The sequence below is a fragment of the Isoptericola sp. b408 genome (assembly GCF_030588085.1).
Taxonomy (GTDB): domain Bacteria; phylum Actinomycetota; class Actinomycetes; order Actinomycetales; family Cellulomonadaceae; genus Isoptericola; species Isoptericola sediminis.
Genome location: NZ_JAUQYQ010000003.1, coordinates 595,364 through 620,685, shown reverse-complemented (window position 1 = coordinate 620,685; position 25,322 = coordinate 595,364). Strand labels below are relative to the sequence as shown.

Genomic DNA, 25,322 nt, shown 5'->3' with positions numbered 1-25,322 from the left:
TTGGCATTGACTATCAAGCACACTGTTGAGTTCTCAAACAACCGACACACACCATCCGAAAGCCGGAACCCTTCGTTCCGACCCCGTCCGGGGCAACCCTTCAACCTTACCCGAACCGATCCGCCCCGTCAAACTCGATCTCAGAGATCCGAGCGGTGGGACCGACCGTCTCGAGCTGATCGGGCATATAACTGTACCTGATCCAAGAGGTCTGTGGGAAGTCCGCTCAGCGAGACCGGCCACTGTTCCGGATCGTGCCGGTCTGGTGTCCGTCGCTCCCTGCCGGGCGAACGACCAGAACATTACACACCCTCTGACCCGCACGACAAATGCGCAGGTCAGAGGGTGTTTCGTCAGTCGACGACGGCGACGGCGAGGGTCTTCTTGCCGCGCCGCAGCACGGCATAGCGTCCGTGGAGCAGGCGCTCCGCCGCGAGGACGTCCTCGTCGTCCGAGACCTTGACGTTGTTGACGTAGGCACCGCCGTCGGCGATCGCCCGCCGGCCTGCCGCCTTCGACGGCACCAGGCCGCTGTCCACGAACGCGTCGAGGACGCTGGCGCCCGGCCGGACGACGGCGCGCGGCAGCTCGGCCGTCGCGGCGCCGAGCGTGCCGGCGTCCAGCTCGGTCAGCTCGCCCCGCCCGAACAGGGCCTGACTGGCGGCGATGACGGCGTCGGTCGCCTCCTGGCCGTGCACCAGCGTCGTCACGTCGTTCGCGAGGGTGCGCTGCGCGACCCGGGCGAAGGGGCGCTCGGCGACCTCCCGCTCGAGCTCCTCGATCTCCGCGCGGCTGCGGAAGGTGAAGATCTTCAGGAAGCGGACGACGTCGGCATCGGACTGGTTCAGCCAGAACTGGTAGAAGGCGTACGGGCTCATGAGCTCGGGGTCGAGCCAGACCGCGCCGCCCTCCGTCTTGCCGAACTTGGTCCCGTCGGCCTTGGTGATCAGCGGCGTGGTCATGGCGTGCACCGCGACACCCTCGGTACGCCGGATCAGCTCGACACCCGACAGCAGGTTGCCCCACTGGTCGTTGCCGCCGGTCTGCAGGGTGCAGTCGTAGCGCCGGTACAGCTCGCGGAAGTCGATCCCCTGGAGGATCTGGTAGCTGAACTCCGTGAACGACAGTCCTTCGTCGCTGCGCAGGCGCCGCGCGACGGTGTCCTTGGCCAGCATCGTGCCGAGCCGGTAGTGCTTACCGACGTCCCGCAGGAAGTCGATCGCCGACAGCCCGGACGTCCAGTCGAGGTTGTTCACGACGCGGGCGGGGTTGTCCCCCGTCAGGTCAAGGAACCGGGACACCTGTGCGCGGATCTTCTCGGTCCACTCCGCGACGGTCTCCTTGGTGTTGAGGACCCGCTCCCCGGACTCGCGCGGATCCCCGATCATCCCGGTGGCGCCGCCCACGAGCGCGATGGCGCGGTGGCCCGCGAGCTGCAGGTGCCGCAGCAGGATCAGCTGGACCAGGTGGCCGTGGTGCAGGCTCGGCGCGGTGGGGTCGAACCCGCAGTAGTACGTGACCGGCCCCTTCGAGAGTGCCTCGCGCAGCGCGGCCTCGTCGGTGGACTGCGCCACCAGGCCTCGCCAGTGCAGCTCGTCGAGAACGTCGGTCACCGTGGTGCTCCTTCAGGTCAGCAGAGACGGCCCGGACGGGCCGACCCCCCTAGTGTGCCCGACGTCCACGGGCGTCTCCGAGGACGTGTCCCGGCGGAGGGTTGCCGGAGGGTCAGGGGGTCACCGCACCCGCCCGGCCACCGGGCGGTAGGCGGAGACGGTCGGCTCGTCGACCAGCCAGGACCGCCAGCCGAACCGCGCAGGATCGGCCCCCTCGCCGCTCACCCCGACGCGCGGACCGGTCGCGACGGTCCGCGGCAACGGGTCCACCGGCAGCTGGACGACGACCGTCCCCGACGGTTCGGTGACGTCGCGGGCGTCGTCCTGCAGGTCGAGCGCCATCGCGACCGCGAGCCGCGCCGGTCCACGGGCGATCTGACGGGCTGAGTCGCACCGGCCGGCGGCCTCGCGCCGTCCCTGCGCCAGCGGCTGTCCCTCGACGACCTCGCCGGCCCGGACGAGCACCGCGGCCGCCTCGCCGACGGGTCCGCACACGATGTTGACGCAGTGGTGCAGGCCGAGGTGCCGGTAGACGTACAACCGGCCCGGGCGTCCGAACATCGACCGGTTGCGCGCCGTCGGCCCCCGGAAGGCGTGCGACGCCGGGTCGTCGGCGCCGCCGTACGCCTCGACCTCGGTGATGCGCAGCGTCACGTCGCCGTCGGGGTGCCGGCGCACGAGATAGGCGCCGAGCAGGTCGCGAGCCACGTCGTGCACGCTGCGGGCGTACCAGGACGTCCCGGGGACCTGCCACGGCACCGCGGCGGCCTGCTCGTGCGTCGAGCTGCTCATGACGCCTCCTTCGCCCGGGCGGGTCCGCGCAGCCGCCCGACACCGTCGAGACGCACGTCGGCCCGCTCGCGCGTCTGCTCAGCAGCGTAGTGCGCGGCCTCGTCGCGCATCCACCGCACCCAGTGTCCCCGCTGCCCCTCGCCGTCGCGCTCGAGACCCCGGCGCAGGCGTTCGTCGTCGTCCGCCTCGACCCAGACGCGCAGCGCGGCCCACGGGTCGACACCGCGGGCGGCGGCCCCGCACCCCTCGATGACGAGGACCGGCGCCGGGGGCACCGTGTGGCTCTCGGCCCAGGTGCCCTCGATCCAGTCGTACCGGCGGTACTCCCCCGGCCGGCCCGCGGCGAGCGGGGCCAGCACGAGGTCGGCCAGTCGCCGGGCGCCCCCGTCGGGCCCGTCCTGCCATCCCTCGTAGAGGTCGTCCATGTGCACCACCTGGGCGTCGAGCTCGACGGCGAGCTGGACGGCGAGGGTCGACTTGCCGGACCCGGCCGGCCCGTCGACGCACACGAGCCGGGTGCGGCGCCACGCGGTCGGCGCACCCGGTCCGGGCAACCGGGGCGCCGCGGCGTGGACGCGGTGCACCAGCACGGCGAGCACGTCCGGGGTGACGGTCACTCAGCCCTCGGCCCAGAAGCGGAACTCGGTGGCTCGTTCCTTGGCCGCGTCGAGCTGCTCGGCCACCCGCGCCGGCGCGGTCCCGCCCACCGCGTCACGGGAACCGACGGAGCCCGCCACCGAGAGCACCTCGCGCACGGCGGGGGTCAGGTGCTCCGAGATGCCGGACAGGTCGTCGTCGGACAGGTCCCACAGCTCGATGTCGCGGTCCTCGCACACCCGCACGCAGGTCCCGGCGACCTCGTGCGCGACCCGGAAGGGCACGCCCTGGCGCACGAGCCACTCGGCGACGTCCGTCGCCAGCGAGAAGCCCTGCGGGGCGAGCTCGGCCATCCGGGCGGTGTCGAACGTCAGGGTCCGCACCATCCCGGCGAAGGCCGGCAGCAGCACCGTGAGCGTGCTCACCTGGTCGAAGACCGGCTCCTTGTCCTCCTGCAGGTCGCGGTTGTACGCCAGCGGCAGGCCCTTGAGCGTCGTGAGCAGGCCTGTGAGGTCGCCGACGAGCCGCCCCGACTTGCCGCGCGCCAGCTCGGCGATGTCCGGGTTCTTCTTCTGCGGCATGATGCTCGACCCCGTCGACCAGGCGTCGTCGAGCCGGACGAACCCGAACTCCTTGGTGTTCCACAGGATGATCTCCTCGGAGATCCGGGAGAGGTCGATACCGATCATCGCCGCGACGAACGCGAACTCGGCCACGACGTCCCGCGCCGCGGTCCCGTCGATGGAGTTCTCCACGGGGCCGTCGAACCCGAGCCCCTCGGCCACCGCCGCCGGGTCGAGACCCAGGGAGGAGCCTGCGAGCGCCCCGGAGCCGTACGGCGACCGGCCCGCCCGCACGTCCCAGTCGATGAGCCGGTCGACGTCGCGCAGCAGCGGCCAGGCGTGCGCGAGCAGCTGGTGCGCCAGCAGCACCGGCTGGGCGTGCTGCAGATGGGTCCGTCCCGGCATGACGGCCTCGCCGGCCGCCTCGGCCTGCGTGATGAGCTCGTCGACGACGGTCACGACCTGCTCGGCGATGACGCGGGCGTGGTCGCGCAGGTACATGCGCACCTGGGTGGCGACCTGGTCGTTGCGCGACCGTCCGGCGCGCAGCTTGCCGCCCAGCTCGTCGCCGGCCCGCTCGAGCAGGCCCCGCTCCATCGCGGTGTGCACGTCCTCGTCCTCGGGTGCCGCGACGAACGCGCCGGAGGCGACGTCCTCGGACAGCCGGTCGAGCGCCTCGTGCATGGCGGTCAGCTCGTCGTCGGTGAGCAGACGCGCCGCGTGCAGCACCTGGGCATGGGCGCGCGACCCCCGGATGTCGTACGGGGCCAGCGCCCAGTCGAAGTCGGTCGACTTGCTCAGCCGTGCCAGCTCGGGAGCGGGGCCGCCGGCGAACCGGCCGCCCCACAGGGCGACCGGCCCCTCGCTCGGGACGCCGTCGGGCAGGCTGTCGTCGTTCCTCGTCACAGCGTCCCCGTCCCGAGGTCCGGGCCGTTGCCGAACCGCTCGTCGCGGGCGGCGGCCTGCTTGGCGGCCAGCCCGTAGATCTCGATGAAGCCCTTGGCGTGCGACTGGTCGAAGGCGTCGCCCTCGTCGTAGGTGGCGAGGTTGAAGTCGTACAGCGACGCCTCCGAGCGGCGGCCCGTGACGGTGGCCCGGCCGCCGTGCAGCACCAGACGGATGTCGCCGGAGACGTACTTCTGGGTGTCTGCCACGAAGGTGTCCAGGCTCTTCTTCAGCGGGGAGAACCACATGCCGTCGTAGACGAGCTCGGTCCAGCGCTGCTCCACACCCTTCTTGAAGCGGGCCTGCTCCCGCTCGAGGGTGACGTTCTCCAGCTCCTGGTGGGCCGCGATGAGAGCCATGGCGCCCGGCGCCTCGTAGACCTCGCGGGACTTGATGCCCACGAGGCGGTCCTCGACGATGTCGATGCGACCCACCCCCTGGGCGCCCGCCCGGCGGTTCATCTCCTCGATGGCCTGCAGCGGCGTGACGGCCACGCCGTCGAGCGCCACCGGCACACCGTGCTCGAACGTGACGACGACCTCGTCGGCCACCGGCGGGAACGTCGGGTCGTCGGTGTAGGAGTAGACGTCCTTGGTGGGCTCGTTCCAGATGTCCTCCAGGAACCCCGTCTCGACGGCGCGGCCCCAGACGTTCTGGTCGATCGAGAACGGGTTGTTCTTCGTCGTCGCGATCGGCAGGTCGTGCTTCTCGGCGTAGTCGATCGCCTTCTCGCGGGTCAGGGCGAGGTCCCGGACGGGGGCGATCGAGGTCAGCTCCGGCGCCAGCGACGTGGTCGCCACCTCGAAGCGGACCTGGTCGTTGCCCTTGCCGGTGCAGCCGTGGGCGACGGTGGTCGCGCCGAACTGCCGGGCGGCGCGCACCAGGTGCTTGACGATGACCGGGCGGGAGATGGCCGAGACCAGCGGGTAGCGGTCGAGGTAGAGGCCGTTGGCCTGCAGGGCGGGCATGCAGTACTCGTTCGCGAACTCGTCGCGGGCGTCGGCGACGTAGGCCTCCACCGCGCCGCAGTCGAGCGCGCGCTTGCGGATGACCTCGAGGTCCTCGCCGCCCTGGCCCACGTCCACGGCGACGGCGACGACCTCGGCCCCGGTGGCCTCGGCGATCCAGCCGATGGCCACGGAGGTGTCCAGGCCGCCCGAGTAGGCGAGCACGACGCGATCAGTCATGAGGGTCTTCTTCCTTGCGTTGCGGTCGATGTCGAGTCTGGCAGGCTCAGGCGTCCTGGGGCGCCGTGAGCTCGAGGAACCGGCGGGCGAGCTCGTCGCCGCCGGCGGGGTCGCGGCCGATCACGAGGATCGTGTCGTCCCCGGCGATGCAGCCGAGGACGCCCGGGAGGACGGAGTGGTCGATGGCCGAGGCGAGGTAGTTGGCGGCGCCCGGCGGGGTGCGCAGCACCACCTGGTTGCCGGACGACTCGGCGGAGACCAGCAGGTCGGCGCAGAGCCGGGCCAGACGCGCCGCGAGGTAACCACCGTCGTGGCCGTCCACGCCGGCGGCCCGCACGCTGCGGTCGCCGCCCTCCCCCGGGACGGCGTAGACGAGGGCGCCGGACGCGCTGCGGACCTTCTCGGCCCGCAGCTCGATGAGGTCGCGCGAGAGCGTCCCCTGGGTGACCGACAGCCCCTCGCCGGCCAGCTCGCGAGCGAGCTCTGCCTGGGAGTGGATCGCGGTGCGCTGCAGGATCTCGGTGATGCGGGCGTGGCGGGCCGCCTTGGTGGTGGGCGCGTGGCCGGGCGAGGTGGTCATCGGTCCTCCAGCAGGAAGGTCAGCACGGCCTTCTGGACGTGGCGGCGGTTCTCGGCCTCGTCCCACACCTTCGACCGGGGTCCGTCGATCACGTCGGCGGCGACCTCCTTGCCACGGTACGCGGGCAGGCAGTGCAGGAAGATCGCGTCGGGGGCGGCCGAGTCCATCAGCTCCGGCGTCACCTGGTACGGCAGGAGGTCGGTGGCCCGCCGGGCCGCGGAGGCCTCGGAGCCCATGGAGACCCAGGTGTCGGTGACGACGACGTCGGCGCCGGCGACGGCGGACGTCGCGTCGGTCGTCACCGTGACGGACCCGCCCGTGGTGGCGGCGATCTCCTCGGCGCGGCGCACCACGTCGTCGTCCGGCAGGTACCCCTCGGGGCCGGCCACGCGGACGTGCAGCCCGGCCGTCGCCCCGCCCACCAGGTACGAGGCGCCCATGTTGTTCGCGGCGTCGCCGACGTAGGCGAGCCGCTGGCCCGCCAGTGCGTCCAGGCCGCCGCGGTGCTGGGCGACCGTGAGCAGGTCCGCCAGGATCTGGCACGGGTGGAACTGGTCGGTCAGCGCGTTGACGACCGGCACCTGTGCGACGGCCGCCATCTCCTCGATCCGCTCCTGGCCGAAGGTCCGCCACACGATCGCCGAGACCTGCCGTTCCAGTACGCGCGTGACGTCCGCGACGGACTCCCGCTCGCCGACCTGTGCGAGCCGTCCGTCGACGACCATCGGGAAGCCCCCGAGCTCGGCGACCCCCGCGGAGAACGACGTCTGCGTGCGCAGGGTGGGCTTGTCGAACAGCAGGGCGACGCTCTGCGGGCCGGCGAGCGGCGCGCGTGCGTACGGCGACTCGCGCAGGTCGAGCGCGAGCCGCAGCACCTCGCGCTGCTCGGCGGGCGACAGGTCGTCGTCGCGCAGGAAGTGGCGGGGCATCTCAGCCCTCCTTCGGGGGCTCGGGCACGGCGACCTCGGCGAAGAACCGTGCGGCGTCCAGGGCCTGGTCCGTGGTGAGGATCAGCGGCGGGGCGAGGCGGACGGCGTCCGGGGCGACCGGGTTGACGATGAACCCGGCCTCGAGCGCGGCCGTCGCCACCTGCGCGGCCACGGGTCGGGTGAGCTCGACGGCCAGCAGCAGCCCGCGTCCGCGCACGCCGGCGACGAGCGGGTTGCCGGCGGTCGTGATCGCACGGCGCAGGGTCTCGCCGACCTGCCGCACGTGCGCCAGCAGGCGGTCTCGCTCGACGACGCCGATCGTGGCCAGCGCCGCCGCGGCCGCGACGGGGTTGCCACCGAACGTCGTGCCGTGCTGGCCGCGGCCGAGCAGCGTGGCGGCACGCTCGCCGTAGGCGATGACCGCGCCGATCGGGAACCCGCCGCCCAGACCCTTGGCGAGCGTGACGACGTCGGGCACGACGCCGGCGCCGATCTCCGGCTGCTGGTAGGCGAACCAGGACCCGGTGCGCCCCACGCCCGTCTGGACCTCGTCGAGCACGAGCAGCGCACCGGCGTCGTCGGTCAGCCGGCGGGCGAGGGCCAGGTACCCGGCGGGCAGCTCGCGCACCCCGGCCTCGCCCTGCACCGGTTCGACGACCAGCGCGGCGACCTCACCGCGTGCGGACACGGCGGCCGGCGAGAACGCCTCCTCCAGCGCGGTGGTGTCCCCGAACGGCACGTGCTCCACGCCGCCGGGCAGCGGCTCGAAGGGCTCGCGGTAGGCCGGCTTGTGGGTCAGGGCGAGCGCCCCCACGGTCCGGCCGTGGAAGCCGCCCTCCAGGGCGACGATCCGGGGGCGACCGGTGCGCCGGGCCATCTTGAACGCCCCCTCGTTGGCCTCGGTCCCGGAGTTGGCGAAGAAGACCCTGGACCCCGACGGCGCCTCGGCGAGCGCCAGCAACCGCTCGGCGAGCGTGATCTGCGGGGGGGTGCCGAAGAAGTTCGACACGTGGCCGAGGGTCCCCATCTGGGCACTGACGGCGGCCGTCAGCGTCGGGTGGGCGTGCCCGAGGGAGTTGACGGCGATCCCGGCCAGCAGGTCGAGGTAGCGCTTGCCGTCGGCGTCCCAGACGTAGGCACCCTCGCCGCGGACGAGGATCCGCTGCGGCGGACCGAAGGTGTCCATCACGGCACCCGTGTAGGCGTCCTGCCACTCCTGGGTGGTCAGCGCGCGGCGCGCGGCCATCTCGCTCATGCCGCCTCCTCCGTCGGGCCCGGGACGACCATCGTGCCGTTCCCGCGCGTGGTGAAGACCTCGAGCAGCACCGAGTGGGGCTGGCGGCCGTCGATGACCGACGCCCGCGGCACGCCGCCCTGCACCGCCCGCAGGCAGGCCTCCATCTTGGGCACCATCCCGGCGCTAAGGGTCGGCAGCAGCTCGCCGAGCTCGCCGGCGGTGATCTCCTCCACGAGCGAACCGCGGTCCGGCCAGTCGGTGTAGAGACCCTCGACGTCGGTGAGCACGATGAGCTTCTTCGCCCCGAGCGCCACCGCGAGCGCCGAGGCCGCGGTGTCGGCGTTGACGTTGAGCACCTGCGTGGGGTCGTCGACGTCGGGGGCCACGGTGGACACCACCGGGATGCGGCCGGCGTCGAGCAGGTCCTGCACGGCGCCGGGGTTGACCCGCACGACGTCGCCGACGAGGCCGACGTCCACGGCGGCGCCGTCGACGGTGGCGTGCCGCCGGACCGCGCCGAACAGCCCGGCGTCCTCCCCGGACAGCCCGACGGCGCGGGGCGCGTGGGCGTTGAGCAGGCCCACGAGCTCACGCTGGACCTGACCGGTGAGCACCATGCGCACGACGTCCATCGCCTCCGGCGTGGTGACGCGCAGCCCGCCGCGGAACTCCGAGGCGATGCCGACGCGGTCGAGCATCGAGGAGATCTGCGGACCGCCGCCGTGCACGACGACCGGGTGCAGGCCGACCTGGCGCAGGAACACCATGTCCTGGGCGAAGGCGGCCTTGAGCTCGGCGTCGACCATGGCGTTGCCGCCGTACTTGACCACGACGAGGGCGCCGGCGAACTCCTGCAGCCACGGCAGCGCCTCGATGAGCACCTCGGCCTTCTGGTCGGGGCGCAGGTCGGTCCGGGTGTCGAACCGGAACGCGGGGTCGGTCACGGGGTCGCTCATGAGGAGTACGCGCTGTTCTCGTGGACGTAGTCGTGGGTGAGGTCGTTGGTCCAGACCGTCGCGGTCGCGTCGCCGGCGTGCAGGTCGATCTCGACGTGCACCTCGCGGTCGGCGGCGAGGTCGACGAGCTCGCGCGGCTCGCCGACGCCCTGGGCCCGGCAGACCTGGACGCCGTTGACCGTCACGTCGAGGGTCAGCGGGTCGTACGGGGCGACGTCCTCGGGCACGGTGCCGACGGCGGCGACGATCCGGCCCCAGTTGGGGTCGTTGCCGAAGATCGCCGTCTTGACGAGGTTGGACCGGGTCACCGCCCGGGCGACCGCCACGGCGGCCTCCTCCGTGGTCGCGTTGAGCACGGACACGGCGATGTCGTGCCCGGCGCCCTCGGCGTCGCCGACGAGCTGGCGGGACAGGTCGGCGCAGACGGCGGTGACGGCCTCGGTCAGCGCCTGCGCGGTGACCTTGACGCCCGAGGCGCCGGAGGCGAGCAGGATCACGGTGTCGTTGGTGGACTGGCACCCGTCGGAGTCGACGCGGTCGAACGTCGAGCGGGTGGCGGCGCGCAGGGCCGCGTCCGCGGTGGCGGGATCCACGACGGCGTCCGTGGTGACCACGGAGAGCATCGTCGCCAGCGCGGGGGCGAGCATGCCCGCTCCCTTGGCCATGCCGCCCACGCTCCAGCCGTCGCGGTCGGCCACGGCCGTCTTGGCGACGGTGTCGGTGGTCATGATGGCGTGCGCCGCGTCGGTGCCGCCGTCGGCGGCGAGCCCGGCGGCGGCGGCGTCGATCCCGCCCAGCAGCGCGGGCATGTCGAGCCGGACGCCGATCAGACCTGTCGAGCACACCAGCACGTCCCCCGCCCCGACCTCGTCCTCCGGCGTGGCGGCCGCAGCGGACAGCACGCCCGCGACGTGCTCGGCCGTGCGGTGGGTGTCGGCGAAGCCCTCGGGACCGGTGCAGGCGTTGGCGCCGCCGGAGTTCAGGACCACGGCACGCGCGGCCCCGTCGGAGACCGCCTGCCGGGTCCACAGCACGGGAGCGGCCTGCACGCGGTTGCCGGTGAGCACGGCCGCCGCCGTGCGCGACGGGCCGTCGTTGACGACGAGGGCGACGTCGCGCCCACCGGAGGCCTTCAGTCCGCCCGCGACCCCGGCCGCGCGGAAGCCCCGGGGAGTGGTGACGGTCACGGGGCGACTCCTTCGGTGACGAGGCCGGCGGTCTCGGGCAGGCCGAGGGCGATGTTCATCGCCTGGACGGCCTGCCCGGCGGTGCCCTTGACGAGGTTGTCGATCGCGGTGACCGTGACGACTCGGCCGGCCGCCTCGTCGAGCGCGACCTGGACCAGGGCCGTGTTGCTGCCGATCGTCGCGGCGGTGGACGGCCACTGGCCCGCCGGCAGCAGCTCGACGAACGGCTCGTCGGCGTAGGCGGCCTCCCAGACGGCCCGCACCTCGTCCGCGTCGGCGTGCCGGCCCGGGGCGAACCGGGCGGTGGCGGTGGCGAGGATGCCCCGCGACATCGGCACGAGCGTCGGGGTGAAGCTGATCGTCACCGCCTCCGCCCCGGCGGTGCGCAGGTTCTGCGTGATCTCGGGGATGTGCCGGTGGGTGCCGCCGACGGCGTACGGGGACGCGGCACCGAGGCCCTCGGCCGCGAGCAGGTGCGGCTTGAGCGCCTTGCCGGCCCCCGAGAAGCCGTTGGCGAGCACGGCCACGAGGTCGGTCGGGTCGAGCAGCCCCGCGGCGACGCCCGGCTGCAGACCGAGGGTCACGGCCGTGACGTTGCACCCCGGGACGGCGATGCGCCGGGCGCCGACGAGCCGGTGACGCTGGGTGCCGCCGGCGGCGACGACGAGCTCGGGCAGGCCGTAGGGCCAGGTCCCGGCGTGCTGGGACCCGTAGTAGGCGCGCCAGTCGGCGGCCGAGGCGAGGCGGTGGTCGGCCCCCAGGTCGAGGACGAGCACGTCGTCGGGCAGCTGCGCGGCGATCTCGCCGGAGGCCCCGTGCGGCAGTCCGAGGACGACGACGTCGTGCCCGGCGAGCGCCTCGGCGGTCGTCGGTGCGAGGACGCGGTCGGCCAGCGACCGCAGGTGGGGCTGCAGCGCGCCGAGCCGGCTGCCGGCGTTGGCGTGGGCGGTGAGCGCGCCGATCTCGAGGGACGGGTGCTGCGTGGCGAGGCGCAGGAACTCGCCACCGGCGTACCCGGAGGCGCCGGCGACGGCGACGCGCAGCCGGTCCGGGGTCGAGGGGGTGCTGACCATGGCGCCACTATACATATCTATGCATGCGGCACGGAAACTATTCCAAATGCTGGTCCAGCGGCCGGTACATCACGTGCAGGCCGACGTACCCGTGGGCCGGGCTGCGGAAGGCCCGGGGCACCGTGCCCACGATGTCCCACCCGAGCGACCGCCACAACCGCACGGCGGCCGTGTTGGACTCCACGACCGCGTTGAACTGGATGCCGCGGTACCCCTCGGCGCGGTGCCAGGCGACCACGTGCTCGGCCAGGGCACGCGCCACGCCCCGGCCGCGCGCCTCCGGCGCCACCATGAACGCGGCGGTGCCGACGTGGTCGCCGTGACCGGGCTTGTTCGGCCCCATGCGCGCGGTGCCGAGGACCACGCCGTCCGACTCGGCGAGCACCGTCGCGGCCGGCGGCTCCGCCAGCCACAGCTCCTTCGCCTGCTCTCTCGTGAGGTCGGTGGGGTAGGTGTACGTCTCCCCCTCGCGAACGACCGGCTCGACGACCCGCCACAGGGCGGGCCAGTCAGCCGGCCGGGCCGCCCGGATCGTGGGGGTCGCCCCAGGGGACGCCGCACGGGTGCTCACGACGACATCGTCACACGACACCCGTGAGGCCGTAGTCTCGTCGCATGCGTGCAGTGGTGGCCCGCGCCGCGGGTGGTCCCGAGGTCCTGGAGTCCGTCGACCTGCCCGATCCCGAGCCCGGGCCCGGCCGGCTGCTGGTCCGCGTCGAGGCGGCCGGCGTCAACTTCATCGACACCTACCGCCGGGCCGGCGTCTACCCGATGGAGTACCCGCACGTCGTGGGGGTCGAGGGCGCCGGGGTCGTCGTGGACGTGGGGGCGGAGGTCCGAGGGTTCGCCGCGGGCGACCGGGTCGCCTGGCACGACGCCGCCGGCTCGTACGCCGAGCTCGCGCTCGTGCCGGCCGCCGGCGCCGTGCGCGTGCCCGACGCGCTGGACCTCGAGACGGCCGCCGCGCTCCCCCTGCAGGGGATGACCGCCCACTACCTGGTCGCCTCCACCTTCGAGGTCGGCCCCGGCCACGACGTGCTGCTGCACGCCGGGGCGGGCGGCGTCGGGCTGCTCGCGACCCAGCTCGCCACGGCCCGCGGCGGACGGGTGGTCACCACCGTCTCGTCGCCCGAGAAGGCGGCGCTGTCGCGCGAGGCCGGGGCGGCGCACACGATCGACTACGCCGCGATGGACGACCTCACCGCCGAGCTGCCCGCCGCGGTGCGGCGACTCACCGACGGCGCGGGTGTGCACGTCGTGTACGACGGCGTGGGCCGCGCGACCTTCGACGCCTCGCTGGACTCGCTGCGCCCCCGCGGCACGCTCGTGCTGTTCGGCGGCGCGTCCGGCCAGGTGCCACCGTTCGACCCGCAGCGGCTCAACACCGGCGGCTCGCTGTATCTCACCCGCCCGACGCTCGCCCACTACACCGCCACCCGCTCCGAGATCGAGTGGCGCGCGGGCGAGGTCCTGGGACTCGCCGCCGACGGCGACCTCGACGTCCGCGTGGGCGCCGCCTACCCGCTCGCCGAGGCCGCGGCCGCGCACACCGCCCTCGAGGGTCGCGCCACGACCGGGAAGGTGCTGCTCCTGCCCTGACGAGAGGATCACCGTGCCCGACTGGTCGCCGTCCGACTACCTGCGCTTCACCGACGAGCGTTCCCGGCCCTTCGCCGAGCTCCTCGCCCGTGTGCCCGGCACGCCGCGCTCCGTCCTCGACCTCGGCTGCGGACCCGGCCACCTGGCCGCGATGCTGCGCCGACGATGGCCCGGCGCCGACGTCGTCGGCCTGGACGCGTCCCCCGCCATGATCGACGCCGCCCGCGCCGCCGACCCCGACGGACGCTACGTGCTGGGCGACCTGCGCGACCTCGCCGCAGGCCACCCGCCCACGGGCGTCCCGTCACGCCCGGACCTCGTGATCAGCAACGCGACGCTCCAGTGGGTGCCGGACCACCGGGACCTGCTGCCGGCGCTCGCGGGCCTCGCCCGCGAGGCGTTCGCCTTCTCCGTGCCCGGCAACCAGGACGCACCGAGCCACCGCCTGCTGCGCGAGGTGGCGGCACGTGGACCCTACGCCGACGTGGTCGGTCCCGTGCCCCGACGGGCGGTCGGCGACCCGGCGGACTACCTCGAGATCCTGGCCGGACCGGGTCGCGCGGTCGACGCCTGGGAGACGACCTACACGCACGTCCTTCCCGGCGAGGACCCGGTGCTGCGCTGGATCTCCGCGACCGGGGCGCAGCCCGTGCTACAGGCCCTGGCGGCCCACGACGCCGACCACGGCACCACCCTGCGGGAGCAGTTCGACGCCGAGTACGGTGCCGCGCTGCGCCGGGCCTACCCGCGCCACCCGTACGGGACCCCGCTCGCCTTCCGCCGCGTCTTCGTCGTGGTCACCACCGGGTGACGGCGTCCGGGCGTAGCGTGGCTCCATGGACTCCCCCACCACGGAACGGCCGCTGCGCGTCGCCGTCCAGCTCCAGCCCCAGCACGCCGACTACGGCCAGATCCGCGACGCCGTCCTGCGCGCCGAGGACCTGGGCGTCGACGTCGTCTTCAACTGGGACCACTTCTACCCCCTCTCGGGGGACCCCGACGGCAAGCACTTCGAGTGCTGGACCATGCTCGGGGCCTGGGCCGAGCAGACCGAGCGCGTCGAGATCGGCGCTCTCGTCACCGGCAACGGGTACCGCAACCCGGACCTGCTGGCCGACATGGCCCGCACCGTCGACCACATCTCGGGCGGGCGCCTGATCCTCGGGATGGGGGCCGGCTGGTTCGAGAAGGACTACCGGGAGTTCGGCTACGAGTTCGGTACCGCCGGGTCGCGCATCGCCGGGCTGGCCGAGGCCATGCCCCGCATCCGCCGGCGGCTCGCCGCCGGCAACCCCGCGCCCACGCGCGAGATCCCGATCCTCATCGGCGGCGGCGGGGAGAGGAAGACCTTGCGGATCGTGGCCGAGCACGCCGACGTGTGGCACTCTTTCGGCGACGTCGACACGCTGCGCCGCAAGTCGGCGATCCTCGACGAGCACGGTGCCGCCGTCGGGCGCGACACCGGTCGTCTCGTCGAGCGGTCGGTCGGGGTCCACGGCTCGCCCGCCGCGACCGGGCCGGGTCTGCTCGACGCCGGTGCCACGCTCCTGACCCTGGGCGTCGGCGGACCCGACTACGACCTGTCGAGGGTCGCCGACTGGGTCGCCTGGCGCGACGCCCAGGGCTGAGGCTCAGCGGCCGGTGAGCGTGTGACCCAGCGCGTCCCCCTCGCCGGCCGGCAGCACCCGCAGCCGGCGCGGGACGGCGGCGGTCGCCTCGGCGGCCGCCGCCCGCAGCGACTCCGGGGTGTCGTCGGAGACCCGCACGAACCAGCCCGAGCACTCGTCGAGCTCACCCCGGGCGAAGGCGACCGCGACGTCGACGGTGCGCTCGACGGGCGTCCACTCCGTACGGCCCTCGTGGGTCCGCATCCCGGCGGTCATGTCCGTGGCCACGACGCCGGGTGCCAGCTCGAGGGTGCGCAGACCCTGGTCGTGGCCCATGGCGTGCAGCTGCTGGCCCAGGCGCATCAGCGCCGTCTTGGACAGGTTGTAGGCGCTGGAGTAGGTCATGTCGTGCGACCCGGCGCCGCTGTTGAGGTCGACGACCCGGCCGCCGCCACGCGCCAGCATGCCCGGCACGACGTGCCGCGCGAGCAGGAACGGACCGCGGACGTTCGTCTCCATCACCTGCCACCACTCCTCGACGTCCGCCTCCCACAGGGGGACCTCGGCGTCGATGCGGCCCGCGTTGTTGACGAGCAGGTCGACCGACCCGAGCTCGTCCTCCGCCTGCCGGACGGCACTCGCGACCGCCTCGGGGTCGGTGACGTCGCAGGGCAGCACGACGGCCGTACGACCCGTCGCACGCACCTGCTCGGCGACCTCGGCCAGCCGGTCGGCGTCCCGGGCGAGGAGCGCCACGTCCAGGCCGGCGTCGGCCAGCCCGAGCGCGACGGCGCGGCCGATGCCGCGCGTCGCGCCGGTGACCAACGCCGTCCGCGCCGCGGCGAGGTCCTGGGGCTCAGCCACGGAGCACCGCCCCCACCCGCTCGGCCGTGACCCGCACCACGCCGTCCCGGGCGGCCCGGACGTCCTCGGCGGTCAGCGTCCGGTCCGCGGCCCGGAGCCGGACCGAGTACGCCAGGGACTTCTTGCCGCGGCCGATCTGCTCGCCCGTGAAGAGGTCGAACAGCTCGACCCGCTCGAGCAGCTCACCCGCTCCCGCCACGACGGCGGCCTCCACGTCGGCGGCCGGCACCGTGGCGTCCACGACGAGGGCGAAGTCCTCCTTGGCCGCGGGGAAGGCCGAGACCGGCGCCGCGACCCGGGGCGACCCGTCGGCGACGTCGACGAGCGCCGTCAGGTCCATCTCGAAGGCGACGGTGCGGCGCGGCAGGCCCAGCTCCTCGAGCACCTTGGGGTGCAGCTCGCCCGCGTGCCCCACGGTCCGGACCTCTCCGTCACCGCCGGCGACCTCGAACCGCGCGCAGCGACCGGGGTGCCAGGGCATGTGGTCGGGGTCGTTCGAGACGACGACCTCGGCACCGGCCAGGTCGGCGACCGTCCGGGCGGCGTCGACGGCGTCGGCCCAGTCGACCGGCCGTCCGGGCCCCCACCATCCGGCGGGGACGCGGTTCCCGGTCAGCACCCCGGCGACGCGGCGCGGCTGGTCGGGTGTGGCGGCGGCGAGCGCCTCGAGCTGGTCCGGCGAGGGCCGCACACCCACCGGCAGCTGCGGCGCCGCCGGGGCGTCGGCGACCGGTCGGGTCACCTGGCCCATCTCGAACACGGCGACGTCGTCGATCCCGCGCGAGACGTTGCGCCGCGCGGTGTCGAGCAGGCTGACCAGCAGCGTGGTCCGCATCAGCGGGCGGTCCTCGGCCAGCGGGTTCGCCAGACGCAGCGCGGTCCGACGCGGGTCGTCGGCGGGCACCCCGAGGGCGTCGAGGTCCTGCTGCCCGACGAACGGGTAGGACAGCACCTCGACCAGCCCCGCGTCCGCGAGCGCCCGGGCGACGGAGCGGCGGATGCGCTGCTCCGGCGTCAGGCCCCGACCGCCCGGGGCGGCCGGCAGGACGGAGGCGATCTGGTCGTAGCCGGCGATGCGCACGACCTCCTCGACCAGCGCCGCCGGCTCGACCAGGTCGGGCCGCCACGTCGGCGGCGTGACCGTCAGGGTGTCCGCACCGGACACCGCGCACCCGATCTGCTCCAGGATCTGCACGACCTGCTCGCGGGTGTACGGCACGCCCGAGGTGCGGGACGGCAGGGAGACGTCCATGGCCAGGGGCGCCGGGGTCGTGGTGGTGTCCAGGTCGCTCACCGCCGGGTCGGCCGTGCCGCCGCCGAGCTCGACGAGCAGGTCGACGACGCGCTGCGCGGCGACGGCGGGCAGGCGCGGGTCGACGCCGCGCTCGAAACGCTTGGCGGCCTCGGAGGGCAGCTTGTGCCGACGAGCGGTACGGGCGACGGTGACCTGGTCGAAGTGCGCCGCCTCGACGAGCACGTCCGTGGTGGCCGCGGAGACCTCCGACGAGGCGCCCCCCATGACGCCGGCCAGGCCGAGCACCCGTGAGCCCGGGCCGTCGGGCGAGTCGGTGATGAGCAGGTCCTCGGTGTCCAGGGCGCGGTCGACGTCGTCGAGGGTGGTCAGCCGCTCCCCCGGTGCCGCACGGCGCACCACGATCGGTGCCGTGACCGCGTCGAGGTCGTAGGCGTGCAGCGGCTGACCCAGGTCGAGCATCACGTAGTTGGTGACGTCCACGGCCAGGGAGATGGACCGCATGCCGGAGCCCTCGAGCCGTCGCTTCATCCACGGCGGCGTCGGCGCGGTCGGGTCGATCCCCCGCACGATGCGCGTGACGAACCGGTCGCAGCCGACCTGCCCGTCGATCGGCGCGGTGTCGTCCACCGCGACGGCGAACCCGTCCGCGGTGGCGGCCGGCGGCGCGGTGGGCAGCGCCTCGGCCAGGCCGCGGTCGGTGAACGCGGCGCCGGTCGAGTGGGCGTACTCCCGGGCGACCCCGCGGTAGCTGAAGGCGTAGCCGCGGTCCGGGGTGACGTTGATCTCGAGCACCTCGTCACCCAGGCCGAGCAGCGCGACCGCGTCCTGCCCGGGGGTGAGGTCGGCGGCGTCGAACCCGGCCTCGGTCAGCACGAGGATGCCCCCGTGGTCGTCGCCCAGGCCGAGCTCCTTGGTCGAGCAGATCATGCCGTCGGAGACGTGCCCGTAGGTCTTGCGCGACGCGATCGCGAACCCGCCGGGCAGCACCGTGCCCGGCAGGGAGACGACGACGAGGTCGCCGACGCCGAAGTTGTGCGCGCCGCACACGATGCCCCGCGCACCACCGGCGGGCACGTCGGCGTCGTCGACGCCCGTGATCCGGGTCGCGTTGTGCTCCGGCCCGACGTCGACCAGGCACCAGTTGATCGTCTTGCCGTTCTTCTGCGGCTCGCCGGTCATCTCCAGCACCCGGCCGACGACGAGCGGCCCGGAGACCGCGGCGGGGTGGATCTCCTCCTCCTCGAGCCCGACCCGGACCAGGTCGGCGGCGAGCTGCTCCGTGGTGAGGTCCGCGGGCAGCTCGACGTGGTCGGCCAGCCAGTCTGCAACGATGCGGGGCATCAGATCTCCGTCCCGAACTGCGTGGAGAAGCGCACGTCGCCCTCCACGATGTCGTGCATGTCAGCGATGGAGTGGCGGAGCATGAGCGTGCGCTCGATGCCCATGCCGAACGCGAACCCGGAGTAGACCTCGGGGTCGACGCCGGCGGCCCGCAGCACGTTCGGGTGCACCATGCCGCAGCCGCCCCACTCGATCCAGCCGGCACCACCCTTCTTCTGCGGGAACCACAGGTCCATCTCGGCGCTGGGCTCGGTGAACGGGAAGAAGCTCGGACGCAGGCGCGTCTTCGCCTCCGGGCCGAACATCTCCCGGGCGAAGGCGTCCAGGGTGCCCACGAGGTTCGCCATCGTCAGTCCTTCGTCGACGGCGAGGCCCTCGACCTGGTGGAAGACCGGCGTGTGCGTCGCGTCCAGGGCGTCGGTGCGGAACACCTTGCCGGGGCAGGCGATGTACAGCGGCACACCGCGGGCCAGCAGGGACCGGGCCTGGACCGGGGAGGTGTGGGTGCGCAGCACGAGGTTCGCACCGTCGGTGCGGTCTCCCCCGTCGGTGCCCGCGACGTAGAAGGTGTCCTGCATCTGGCGGGCCGGGTGGTCCGGACCGAAGTTCAGCGCGTCGAAGTTGAACCACTCCGCCTCGACCTCGGGTCCGTCCGCGATCTCCCAGCCCATCCCGACGAAGAAGTCGGCCACGCGCTCCTGGATCAGCTCGATCGGGTGGCGGGCACCGGCCGGGGTCCGGTTCGTCGGCAGCGTGACGTCGACGGTCTCCTCGACGAGCACCCGCGCGTCGCGCTCGGCCTCGAGCTCGGCCTGCCGGGCCGTGAGCGCCTGGTTGATGCGTCCGCGCCGGGGACCGACGTTCTTGCCGGCCGCGGCCTTGTCCGGGCCGGGCAGCGCCCCGATGGCACGGTTAGCCAGGGCCAGCGGGCTCTTGTCACCCGTGTGACGGGTGCGGACGGTCTTCAGCTCGTCGAGCTGGGTCGCTGCGGCGACGTCGGCCAGCGCGGCGTCCACCGCGGCGTCCAGGGCGGCGACGTCCAGCGGGTCGGGCAGCGGTTCGGGCGCAGTCATGCGTGCCTTCCTGCGTGGTGTGAGAGCGGCACCGCACAGTCTATGGTCCCGCGAGCGGCAGCACCGCGACGTCGTCGTGGGCCGGACCGCCGGACCGGCCGGCGCCGAGCCGCGAGGCCACCACGTGCACCGTCCGGACCGGCCAGGAGGGTCCGCGGTAGACCGCCAGGGCGTGGGCCCACCGGGAGAAGGGCGTGACCGGCTCGGCCGACTCCGCACCACGCCGGCCGCGGCGCCCGCCGGACCGGTCGCCGCCCACCCGCGCGCCGGAGGACCGGGCCACCGTCAGGTGCGGTCTCCCGCCGGCGCGGTCCGCCCCGTGGATCCCGGCCTCGGCGGCCGCGGCGGAGACGTCGCGCGACAACGACCGCAGCCGGTCCACGTCACCCCCGACACCGACCCAGAGCGTGCGGCCGCCGAACGTCCCGCTGCCCACCAGCACGAGCTCGAAGGCCGCCGTCCCCTCCAGCACGGCGGCCAGCTCGGCGACGTAGTCCTCGACCGCCCCGTCGGGGACCCCTCCGTGGAAGGCGAGCGTCACGTGCCGCTGCTCCCGGGGCACCCACCGCGGGCCGCCGGCCGGCGCCGTGGGCGACCCGCCGCCGACCCCGCCGAGCGCCAGGTCGAGGTGCTCGAGCGCCTCGCGGGGCGGGTAGACGGCCGTGAAGAGTCGCACGCGCCGATCGTACGGCCGGGCGTCGGCGGGGGTCTGCGTGATCCGTCGAAAAAACTTCGATCCGTCTGCATCCGACCGAGGGGTCCCCGACGAACACACGGGTGTCATGGCCCCGAAGGAGAGGAAAGACCCATGAAGCGCATCGCGATCGCCGGCGTGTCCGCGGCCCTCGCCGCCCTGGCCACGGTGGGAGCCGCCGGCTCGGCCTCCGCCCACGCCCCGGTAGGTGCGGGTGAGGGCGGCAAGCCCACCGGCATCGAGTGCCAGCAGTTCGGTATCGGCGTGCTCCAGGACACCGGCGTCCTGAGCAGCGTGGCCGCGAACGGGCTCGAGTGGCCGATCGGGAGCGGCGACTACCTGCCCTTCAGCACGGTGCTGAAGATCCACCGCACCGACCCCGGTACCGCGAACGTGGTGCTGAAGGCCTACGCGGACGTGCTGCTGCCCGGCGCGGACGTCGACGGCGCCATCGACGCCGCCTGCCCGGCCTGATCTCGGGCCCATCGACCGGCCGAGGGCCCCGCGTGTTCGTCCCACGCGGGGCCTTCGGTCATGTCCGGACGGGTGCGCCAAGGTCTCAGCGCTGCGCGCGTCCGGAGGCGTAGAGGCAGACCGTGGCGGCCGTGGCGAGGTTCAGCGACTCGGCCCGGCCACGGATCGGGACACGGACGACGGCGTCGGCCAGCGCCCGGTCCTCGCTCGGCAGGCCCCAGGCCTCGTTGCCGAACACCCAGGCGGCGGAGGCGGCCAGGTCGGGCACACCCTCGGGGCTCGCGCCGGCGACGTCGAGCAGATCGTCCAGGTCGTGGTCGCCGGTGCCGTCGGCGGCCAGCACGGCGCACCCGGCGGCCCGGACGCCCTCGACCACGTCGGACAGCGGCACCCCCGTCACGACCGGGAGGTGGAAGAGCGAGCCCGCCGTCGAGCGGACGACCTTCGGGTTGTGGACGTCGACGCTCTCACCGGCCAGCACCACCAGGTCCGCCCCCGCCGCGTCGGCGGCACGGATCACGGCGCCGGCGTTGCCGGGGTCGCGGACGGAGGCCAGCACGGCCACGAGCAGCGGACGGTCCGGCGACCTGCGCCGCTCCAGGGCCTCGCCCAGCTCGGGCTCGTCGGTGCGCACGACGGCGAGGACGCCCTGCGCGTCGGGGCTCATGGCGTCCAGCACCTCGGGCGTACCCAGGTGAACGTACAGCCCGGCGTCCAGCGCCGTGTCCAGGATCTCGGGGTGCCGTCGCGCCGCGGAGGCCGTGAGGTAGACGTCGCGCACCCGGGCGGACGCGTGCCGCACGGCCTCGCGGACGCCCTGGGGTCCCTCCACGAGGAACTGTCCGTGCTTCGCACGTGCAGAACGCCCGGACAGCGCCCTGACCTGCTTGACGCGACCTGCTCGCGGGTTGGCGAGGGTCACGTCCGGGATGCGGGGCATCGGCAGGAGGGCTGTCCGGGCGTCCTGGAAGACCGAGCCGGAGCTCAGGCGGCCTTCGGCGCGTTGACGTCCTGGGGCAGGGCGTCCTTGGCGACCTTGACCAGCGCGTTGAACGCGGCGGTGTCGTTGACCGCGAGCTCGGCGAGCATGCGACGGTCGACCTCGACGCCCGCGGCCTTGAGGCCCTGGACGAAACGGTTGTAGGTCAGACCCTGCTGGCGGGCCGCAGCGTTGATGCGCTGGATCCACAGCTTGCGGAAGTCGCCCTTCTTGGCCTTCCGGTCACGGTACGAGTAGACGAAGGAGTGGGTGACCTGCTCCTTGGCCTTGCGGTACAGACGGGAACGCTGGCCGCGGTAACCGCTGGCGCGCTCGAGGGTCGTACGACGCTTCTTGTGGGCGTTGACCGCCCGCTTCACGCGTGCCACGTGATGCTCCTTGCAGTTCGGGTCGACAAGTGCTCCCGGCGGCGCGAGCCGCCGGAGAGATCACTTACCGAGCATCTTCTTGATTCGCTTGACGTCGGCCGGGGCGACGTCCTGGTCCACGGCGAGCCGACGCGTACGGCGGCTCGACTTGTGCTCGAGGTAGTGCCGGGCGTTCGTCTGCTCACGCATGAGCTTGCCCTTGCCGGTCGTCCGGAAGCGCTTCTTGGCACCGGAGTGCGTCTTGTTCTTCGGCATGACTGCCGTCTCTCCTCGTGTCGGTCACCCGCCCGGGGGCGGGGACGTGGTGCTGACCGTGGCCGGTGGGGGCCGACCCGGTGTCAGATGGTTCGTGCGGTGCTCAGCGCTCCCGAGGACCGGGCTTCGGCCCCGGCTTCGGCCCCGCCGCGGCGCTGGGCTCGGGCGCTGCCTGCTCCTCGACCGGCGCCTCCACCGGCTCCTCGGCCGGCTCCGGCTCGACCTGGTCGTCCGCGGCGCGGCGCGCCTCGGCCTTGACCTCGGACTTGGTCTTGCGCTGGGCGTTGACCTCGGCGGACCGCTTGCGCTGCTCGCTCTTGGCCTCGGACTTCTTCTTCACCGGCCCGAGGACCATGGTCATGTTGCGGCCGTCCTGCTTCGGCATGGACTCGACGAAGCCGAGGTCCGCCACGTCGTCCGCGAGCCGCTCGAGCAGACGCACACCGGCCTCGGGGCGGGACTGCTCACGACCACGGAACATGATCATGACCTTGACCTTGTCGCCGGCCGCGAGGAACCGCTCGACGTGGCCCTTCTTGGTGGCGTAGTCGTGCGGGTCGATCTTGAGACGGAACCGGATCTCCTTCAGGAGGGTGTTCGCCTGCTTGCGCCGCGCCTCACGCGCCTTCATGTCCGACTCGTACTTGTACTTGCCGTAGTCCATGAGCTTGGCGACGGGCGGACGGGCTGCCGGGGCGACCTCGACGAGGTCGAGGTCAGCGTCCTGGGCAAGCTTCAGGGCGACTCCCGTGGCGACCACGCCGACCTGTTCCCCGCCCGGGCCGATGAGCCGGACCTCGGGGACGCGGATCCGGTCGTTGATGCGAGGCTCGCTGATGGTGATGCTCCTAGTGCTCGACGTGACGACCGTCAGGAACGAGAAAGGCCCCCGTCCTGAGTCAGCAGGCGGAGGCCATCGATACCGTCGTCCTCCGGTGCCCCGCACCGACGGACGACCTGGTGGGACGACGCGAGTCGTCCGACCGGACCCGGCCCCTGTCGGCATCTGCCTGTCGGTGCGCGGGTGGGATGATCTCCACTTGCTGCACCCGGCCACTGGGCAGCCGGGTCGGTCGACCACACACTGTAGCACGGAGGCGCCGTAGGGCGGCCACGGGAACCCGTGTCGCCTCCGTCACCACGACACGACCCCAAGACTGGAACGATTCCAGGGAACGATCTAGGGTGACGGCATGACCAGGACACCGATCGACGACCCGGCGGAGCGCCAGCTGCTGCGCGACGCCGGTCTGCGCGTGACGGGAGTACGGCTCGCCGTCCTGCGTGCGCTCGGTGAGCACCAGCACTCGACGGCCGACACCGTGGTGCGGGCCGTGCGGGCCGAGCTGGGCACGGTCTCGGTCCAGGCGGTGTACGACTCGCTGCACGCCCTGGCCGACGCCGACCTGCTCCGCAGGATGGAACCCGCCGGCCACCCCGCCCGCTACGAGCGCCGGGTCGGCGACAACCACCACCACATCGTCTGCCGCGCGTGCGGAGCGGTCGCGGACGTCGACTGCACGGTGGGGCACGCGCCCTGCCTCCTGCCGAGCGACGACCACGGCTTCACGGTCGACCTCGCCGAGGTGACCTTCTGGGGGCTGTGCCCCCGGTGCCGCGGCTGACACAACCCCCTGAGAAAGGACGTCACTCCATGACGACCCCCACGACGACGCAGACCGGCAGCCCGGTCGCGAGCGACCAGTACTCCCTCACGGTCGGTGCCGACGGCCCGACCGTGCTGCACGACCGGTACCTGGTCGAGAAGCTCGCCTCGTTCAACCGCGAGCGCGTCCCCGAGCGCAACCCGCACGCCAAGGGCGGTGGCGCGTTCGGTGAGTTCGAGGTCACCGAGGACGTCTCGCGGTACACCGCGGCCGCCGTGTTCCAGCCCGGTGCCACGTCCGAGACCCTGCTGCGGTTCTCCTCCGTGGCGGGCGAGCAGGGTTCCCCCGACACCTGGCGCGACGTGCGCGGTTTCGCGCTGCGCTTCTACACCACCGAGGGCAACCTCGACGTCGTCGGCAACAACACCCCCGTGTTCTTCCTGCGCGACGCGATGAAGTTCCCGGACTTCATCCACTCCCAGAAGCGCCTCGGCGCCTCCGGTCTGCGCGACGCCGACATGCAGTGGGACTTCTGGACGCTGTCGCCCGAGTCCGCCCACCAGGTGACCTACCTCATGGGCGACCGCGGGCTGTCGCGGTCCTGGCGCCACCTCAACGGCTACGGCTCGCACACCTACCAGTGGATCAACGCCGAGGGCGAGCGGTTCTGGGTGCAGTACCACTTCATCTCGCACCAGGGCGTCGAGCACCTGAGCAACGAGGACGCCGAGCGCATCGCCGGCGAGGACGCGGACTACTACCGCCGCGACCTGTACGAGGCGATCGAGCGCGGCGAGCACCCCTCCTGGGACGTCAAGGTCCAGGTCATGCCGTACGAGGACGCCAAGACCTACCGGTTCAACCCGTTCGACATGACGAAGGTCTGGCCGCACGCCGACTACCCGCTGATCAAGGTCGGGACCTTCACCCTGAACCGCAACCCGCGCAACTTCTTCGCGGAGATCGAGCAGGCCGCGTTCTCGCCGGGCAACCAGGTGCCGGGGACGGACATCTCCCCCGACAAGATGCTCATGGCCCGCGTGTTCTCCTACAACGACGCGCACCGCCACCGCATCGGCGCCAACTTCAACCAGCTCCCGGTGAACCAGCCGCACGCCTCCGAGGTGCACACCTACATGCACCAGGGCCCGATGCAGTACCACTTCAACGGCCCGGAGCACCCGGTCTACACGCCGAACTCCTTCGGCGGCCCGGCCGCGGACCCGACGCGCACCGCCGAGGGCAGCTGGGAGACCGACGGCGAGCTGATGCGCTCCGCCTACACCCTGCACGCCGAGGACGACGACTTCGGGCAGGCCGGCACCCTCTACCGGGAGGTCTTCGACGACGCCGCCAAGGCGCGCTTCCTGGAGACCCTGACGGGCCAGGGCAAGGCGATCACGGTCGACGAGATCCGCGAGCGCTTCTTCCAGTACTGGACGAACGTGGACGCCGAGCTCGGCGCCAAGCTGCGCTCCGAGGTCGCCGCCTGACCGGTGTGACCTGACGTCCCGAGGCCGGACCCG

The 25,322-nt window shown here is 73.3% G+C and carries 26 protein-coding genes; 6 read left to right on the top strand and 20 right to left on the bottom strand.

The genetic code is table 11. The features are described 5' to 3' along the window. Nucleotides 1-353: 353 nt before the first annotated feature. The 12 genes from tyrS to Q6347_RS11485 all read right to left on the bottom strand — a co-directional run bounded on the left by tyrS (nucleotide 354) and on the right by Q6347_RS11485 (nucleotide 12,230). Entirely contained in the window at nucleotides 354-1,613 is a 1,260-nt protein-coding gene (tyrS, locus tag Q6347_RS11540; RefSeq protein ID WP_171247688.1) for a tyrosine--tRNA ligase, read from the bottom strand. A gap of 120 nt (nucleotides 1,614-1,733) precedes the next feature. Beyond that, nucleotides 1,734-2,405, bottom strand: coding sequence for a DNA-3-methyladenine glycosylase (locus tag Q6347_RS11535; protein WP_171247689.1), 672 nt, complete (start codon nucleotides 2,403-2,405; stop codon nucleotides 1,734-1,736). Further along, nucleotides 2,402-3,022, bottom strand: a complete 621-nt coding sequence (locus Q6347_RS11530) for a uridine kinase (RefSeq protein ID WP_304607405.1) — start codon at nucleotides 3,020-3,022, stop codon at nucleotides 2,402-2,404. The genes Q6347_RS11535 and Q6347_RS11530 overlap by 4 nt, the downstream gene beginning before the upstream one ends. After that, a complete protein-coding gene (argH, locus tag Q6347_RS11525) occupies nucleotides 3,023-4,471 on the bottom strand; it encodes an argininosuccinate lyase (protein WP_304607404.1) in 1,449 nt (482 codons plus the stop codon). Then, nucleotides 4,468-5,697 carry an argininosuccinate synthase gene (locus Q6347_RS11520; RefSeq protein WP_171247691.1) on the bottom strand — a complete coding sequence of 410 codons (1,230 nt, stop codon included), beginning with the start codon at nucleotides 5,695-5,697 and terminating at the stop codon, nucleotides 4,468-4,470. The genes argH and Q6347_RS11520 overlap by 4 nt, the downstream gene beginning before the upstream one ends. Before the next feature lie 46 nt (nucleotides 5,698-5,743). Further along, entirely contained in the window at nucleotides 5,744-6,277 is a 534-nt protein-coding gene (locus Q6347_RS11515) for an arginine repressor (RefSeq protein ID WP_304603765.1), read from the bottom strand. Beyond that, nucleotides 6,274-7,206, bottom strand: a complete 933-nt coding sequence (gene argF / locus Q6347_RS11510; protein WP_304603764.1) for an ornithine carbamoyltransferase — start codon at nucleotides 7,204-7,206, stop codon at nucleotides 6,274-6,276. Before argF ends, Q6347_RS11515 begins: the two co-directional genes overlap by 4 nt. 1 nt (nucleotide 7,207) lies before the next feature. Further along, nucleotides 7,208-8,461, bottom strand: coding sequence for an acetylornithine transaminase (locus Q6347_RS11505; RefSeq protein WP_369810839.1), 1,254 nt, complete (start codon nucleotides 8,459-8,461; stop codon nucleotides 7,208-7,210). Beyond that, nucleotides 8,458-9,399, bottom strand: a complete 942-nt coding sequence (gene argB / locus Q6347_RS11500) for an acetylglutamate kinase (protein ID WP_304607403.1) — start codon at nucleotides 9,397-9,399, stop codon at nucleotides 8,458-8,460. Before argB ends, Q6347_RS11505 begins: the two co-directional genes overlap by 4 nt. After that, nucleotides 9,396-10,586, bottom strand: coding sequence for a bifunctional glutamate N-acetyltransferase/amino-acid acetyltransferase ArgJ (gene argJ, locus Q6347_RS11495; RefSeq protein ID WP_304607402.1), 1,191 nt, complete (start codon nucleotides 10,584-10,586; stop codon nucleotides 9,396-9,398). Before argJ ends, argB begins: the two co-directional genes overlap by 4 nt. Further along, nucleotides 10,583-11,659: an N-acetyl-gamma-glutamyl-phosphate reductase gene (gene argC / locus Q6347_RS11490; RefSeq protein ID WP_304607401.1), complete on the bottom strand. Its 1,077-nt coding sequence runs from the start codon at nucleotides 11,657-11,659 to the stop codon at nucleotides 10,583-10,585. Before argC ends, argJ begins: the two co-directional genes overlap by 4 nt. A gap of 37 nt (nucleotides 11,660-11,696) precedes the next feature. Continuing rightward, a complete protein-coding gene (locus Q6347_RS11485) occupies nucleotides 11,697-12,230 on the bottom strand; it encodes a GNAT family N-acetyltransferase (protein ID WP_304607400.1) in 534 nt (177 codons plus the stop codon). 44 nt (nucleotides 12,231-12,274) lie between these two features. On the opposite strand from Q6347_RS11485, the gene Q6347_RS11480 reads away from it, so the two are divergent. Genes Q6347_RS11480 through Q6347_RS11470 form a run of 3 tightly spaced genes read left to right on the top strand, consistent with a single transcriptional unit; the run spans nucleotide 12,275 to nucleotide 14,886 of the window. Then, entirely contained in the window at nucleotides 12,275-13,258 is a 984-nt protein-coding gene (locus Q6347_RS11480; RefSeq protein WP_304607399.1) for a quinone oxidoreductase, read from the top strand. 13 nt (nucleotides 13,259-13,271) lie between these two features. After that, complete coding sequence (locus Q6347_RS11475; RefSeq protein WP_304607398.1) at nucleotides 13,272-14,069, top strand: methyltransferase domain-containing protein; 798 nt, start codon at nucleotides 13,272-13,274, stop codon at nucleotides 14,067-14,069. Nucleotides 14,070-14,094: 25 nt separating this feature from the next. Next, nucleotides 14,095-14,886, top strand: coding sequence for an LLM class F420-dependent oxidoreductase (locus tag Q6347_RS11470; RefSeq protein WP_304603757.1), 792 nt, complete (start codon nucleotides 14,095-14,097; stop codon nucleotides 14,884-14,886). A gap of 3 nt (nucleotides 14,887-14,889) precedes the next feature. On the opposite strand, the gene Q6347_RS11465 is transcribed toward Q6347_RS11470, so the two are convergent. Genes Q6347_RS11465 through thpR form a run of 4 tightly spaced genes read right to left on the bottom strand, consistent with a single transcriptional unit; the run spans nucleotide 14,890 to nucleotide 20,074 of the window. Next, nucleotides 14,890-15,729: an SDR family oxidoreductase gene (locus tag Q6347_RS11465; protein WP_304607397.1), complete on the bottom strand. Its 840-nt coding sequence runs from the start codon at nucleotides 15,727-15,729 to the stop codon at nucleotides 14,890-14,892. Continuing rightward, nucleotides 15,722-18,325 carry a phenylalanine--tRNA ligase subunit beta gene (pheT, locus tag Q6347_RS11460; protein ID WP_304607396.1) on the bottom strand — a complete coding sequence of 868 codons (2,604 nt, stop codon included), beginning with the start codon at nucleotides 18,323-18,325 and terminating at the stop codon, nucleotides 15,722-15,724. The genes Q6347_RS11465 and pheT overlap by 8 nt, the downstream gene beginning before the upstream one ends. Next, the gene (gene pheS, locus Q6347_RS11455) at nucleotides 18,325-19,398 is read right to left on the bottom strand and encodes a phenylalanine--tRNA ligase subunit alpha (RefSeq protein ID WP_304603754.1); all 1,074 of its coding nucleotides are present in this window, start codon (nucleotides 19,396-19,398) and stop codon (nucleotides 18,325-18,327) included. Before pheS ends, pheT begins: the two co-directional genes overlap by 1 nt. Nucleotides 19,399-19,438: 40 nt before the next feature. Then, nucleotides 19,439-20,074 carry an RNA 2',3'-cyclic phosphodiesterase gene (gene thpR / locus Q6347_RS11450; protein WP_304603753.1) on the bottom strand — a complete coding sequence of 212 codons (636 nt, stop codon included), beginning with the start codon at nucleotides 20,072-20,074 and terminating at the stop codon, nucleotides 19,439-19,441. A gap of 132 nt (nucleotides 20,075-20,206) precedes the next feature. Between thpR and Q6347_RS11445 the strand changes: the two genes are divergently transcribed. Continuing rightward, on the top strand, nucleotides 20,207-20,566 hold the full coding sequence (locus Q6347_RS11445; RefSeq protein WP_304603752.1) for a hypothetical protein: 360 nt from the start codon (nucleotides 20,207-20,209) through the stop codon (nucleotides 20,564-20,566). Nucleotides 20,567-20,651: 85 nt separating this feature from the next. Here the strand turns inward: Q6347_RS11445 and Q6347_RS11440 are convergent, their stop codons facing one another. From Q6347_RS11440 to infC, 4 genes are all read right to left on the bottom strand, one after another. Continuing rightward, a complete protein-coding gene (locus tag Q6347_RS11440; RefSeq protein WP_304603751.1) occupies nucleotides 20,652-21,506 on the bottom strand; it encodes an RNA methyltransferase in 855 nt (284 codons plus the stop codon). A 44-nt stretch (nucleotides 21,507-21,550) separates the two neighbouring features. After that, a complete protein-coding gene (gene rplT, locus Q6347_RS11435) occupies nucleotides 21,551-21,934 on the bottom strand; it encodes a 50S ribosomal protein L20 (RefSeq protein WP_171247708.1) in 384 nt (127 codons plus the stop codon). Nucleotides 21,935-21,994: 60 nt separating this feature from the next. Next, nucleotides 21,995-22,189, bottom strand: coding sequence for a 50S ribosomal protein L35 (gene rpmI, locus Q6347_RS11430; protein ID WP_171247709.1), 195 nt, complete (start codon nucleotides 22,187-22,189; stop codon nucleotides 21,995-21,997). 103 nt (nucleotides 22,190-22,292) lie between these two features. Beyond that, entirely contained in the window at nucleotides 22,293-22,976 is a 684-nt protein-coding gene (infC, locus tag Q6347_RS11425) for a translation initiation factor IF-3 (protein WP_369810846.1), read from the bottom strand. 406 nt (nucleotides 22,977-23,382) lie between these two features. Between infC and Q6347_RS11420 the strand changes: the two genes are divergently transcribed. Both Q6347_RS11420 and Q6347_RS11415 read left to right on the top strand, forming a co-directional pair. Further along, a complete protein-coding gene (locus tag Q6347_RS11420; RefSeq protein ID WP_304607395.1) occupies nucleotides 23,383-23,814 on the top strand; it encodes a Fur family transcriptional regulator in 432 nt (143 codons plus the stop codon). Nucleotides 23,815-23,843: 29 nt separating this feature from the next. Continuing rightward, complete coding sequence (locus tag Q6347_RS11415) at nucleotides 23,844-25,289, top strand: catalase (protein ID WP_304603749.1); 1,446 nt, start codon at nucleotides 23,844-23,846, stop codon at nucleotides 25,287-25,289. The last annotated feature ends 33 nt before the right edge of the window (nucleotides 25,290-25,322 follow it).

Bases quoted from the DNA above. Each gene is read 5' to 3' on its own strand.
- Q6347_RS11505 (WP_369810839.1), bottom strand. From the start codon at position 8,461: ATGAGCGAGATGGCCGCGCGCCGCGCGCTGACCACCCAGGAGTGGCAG.
- Q6347_RS11470 (WP_304603757.1), top strand. From the start codon at position 14,095: ATGGACTCCCCCACCACGGAACGGCCGCTGCGCGTCGCCGTCCAGCTC.
- pheS (WP_304603754.1), bottom strand. From the start codon at position 19,398: ATGACTGCGCCCGAACCGCTGCCCGACCCGCTGGACGTCGCCGCCCTG.
- Q6347_RS11445 (WP_304603752.1), top strand. From the start codon at position 20,207: ATGAAGCGCATCGCGATCGCCGGCGTGTCCGCGGCCCTCGCCGCCCTG.
- Q6347_RS11415 (WP_304603749.1), top strand. From the start codon at position 23,844: ATGACGACCCCCACGACGACGCAGACCGGCAGCCCGGTCGCGAGCGAC.
- Q6347_RS11440 (WP_304603751.1), bottom strand. From the start codon at position 21,506: ATGCCCCGCATCCCGGACGTGACCCTCGCCAACCCGCGAGCAGGTCGC.
- Q6347_RS11515 (WP_304603765.1), bottom strand. From the start codon at position 6,277: ATGACCACCTCGCCCGGCCACGCGCCCACCACCAAGGCGGCCCGCCAC.
- rpmI (WP_171247709.1), bottom strand. From the start codon at position 22,189: ATGCCGAAGAACAAGACGCACTCCGGTGCCAAGAAGCGCTTCCGGACG.
- Q6347_RS11535 (WP_171247689.1), bottom strand. From the start codon at position 2,405: ATGAGCAGCTCGACGCACGAGCAGGCCGCCGCGGTGCCGTGGCAGGTC.
- Q6347_RS11520 (WP_171247691.1), bottom strand. From the start codon at position 5,697: ATGACTGATCGCGTCGTGCTCGCCTACTCGGGCGGCCTGGACACCTCC.
- argF (WP_304603764.1), bottom strand. From the start codon at position 7,206: ATGCCCCGCCACTTCCTGCGCGACGACGACCTGTCGCCCGCCGAGCAG.
- pheT (WP_304607396.1), bottom strand. From the start codon at position 18,325: ATGCCCCGCATCGTTGCAGACTGGCTGGCCGACCACGTCGAGCTGCCC.
- argC (WP_304607401.1), bottom strand. From the start codon at position 11,659: ATGGTCAGCACCCCCTCGACCCCGGACCGGCTGCGCGTCGCCGTCGCC.
- Q6347_RS11480 (WP_304607399.1), top strand. From the start codon at position 12,275: ATGCGTGCAGTGGTGGCCCGCGCCGCGGGTGGTCCCGAGGTCCTGGAG.
- argB (WP_304607403.1), bottom strand. From the start codon at position 9,399: ATGAGCGACCCCGTGACCGACCCCGCGTTCCGGTTCGACACCCGGACC.
- Q6347_RS11420 (WP_304607395.1), top strand. From the start codon at position 23,383: ATGACCAGGACACCGATCGACGACCCGGCGGAGCGCCAGCTGCTGCGC.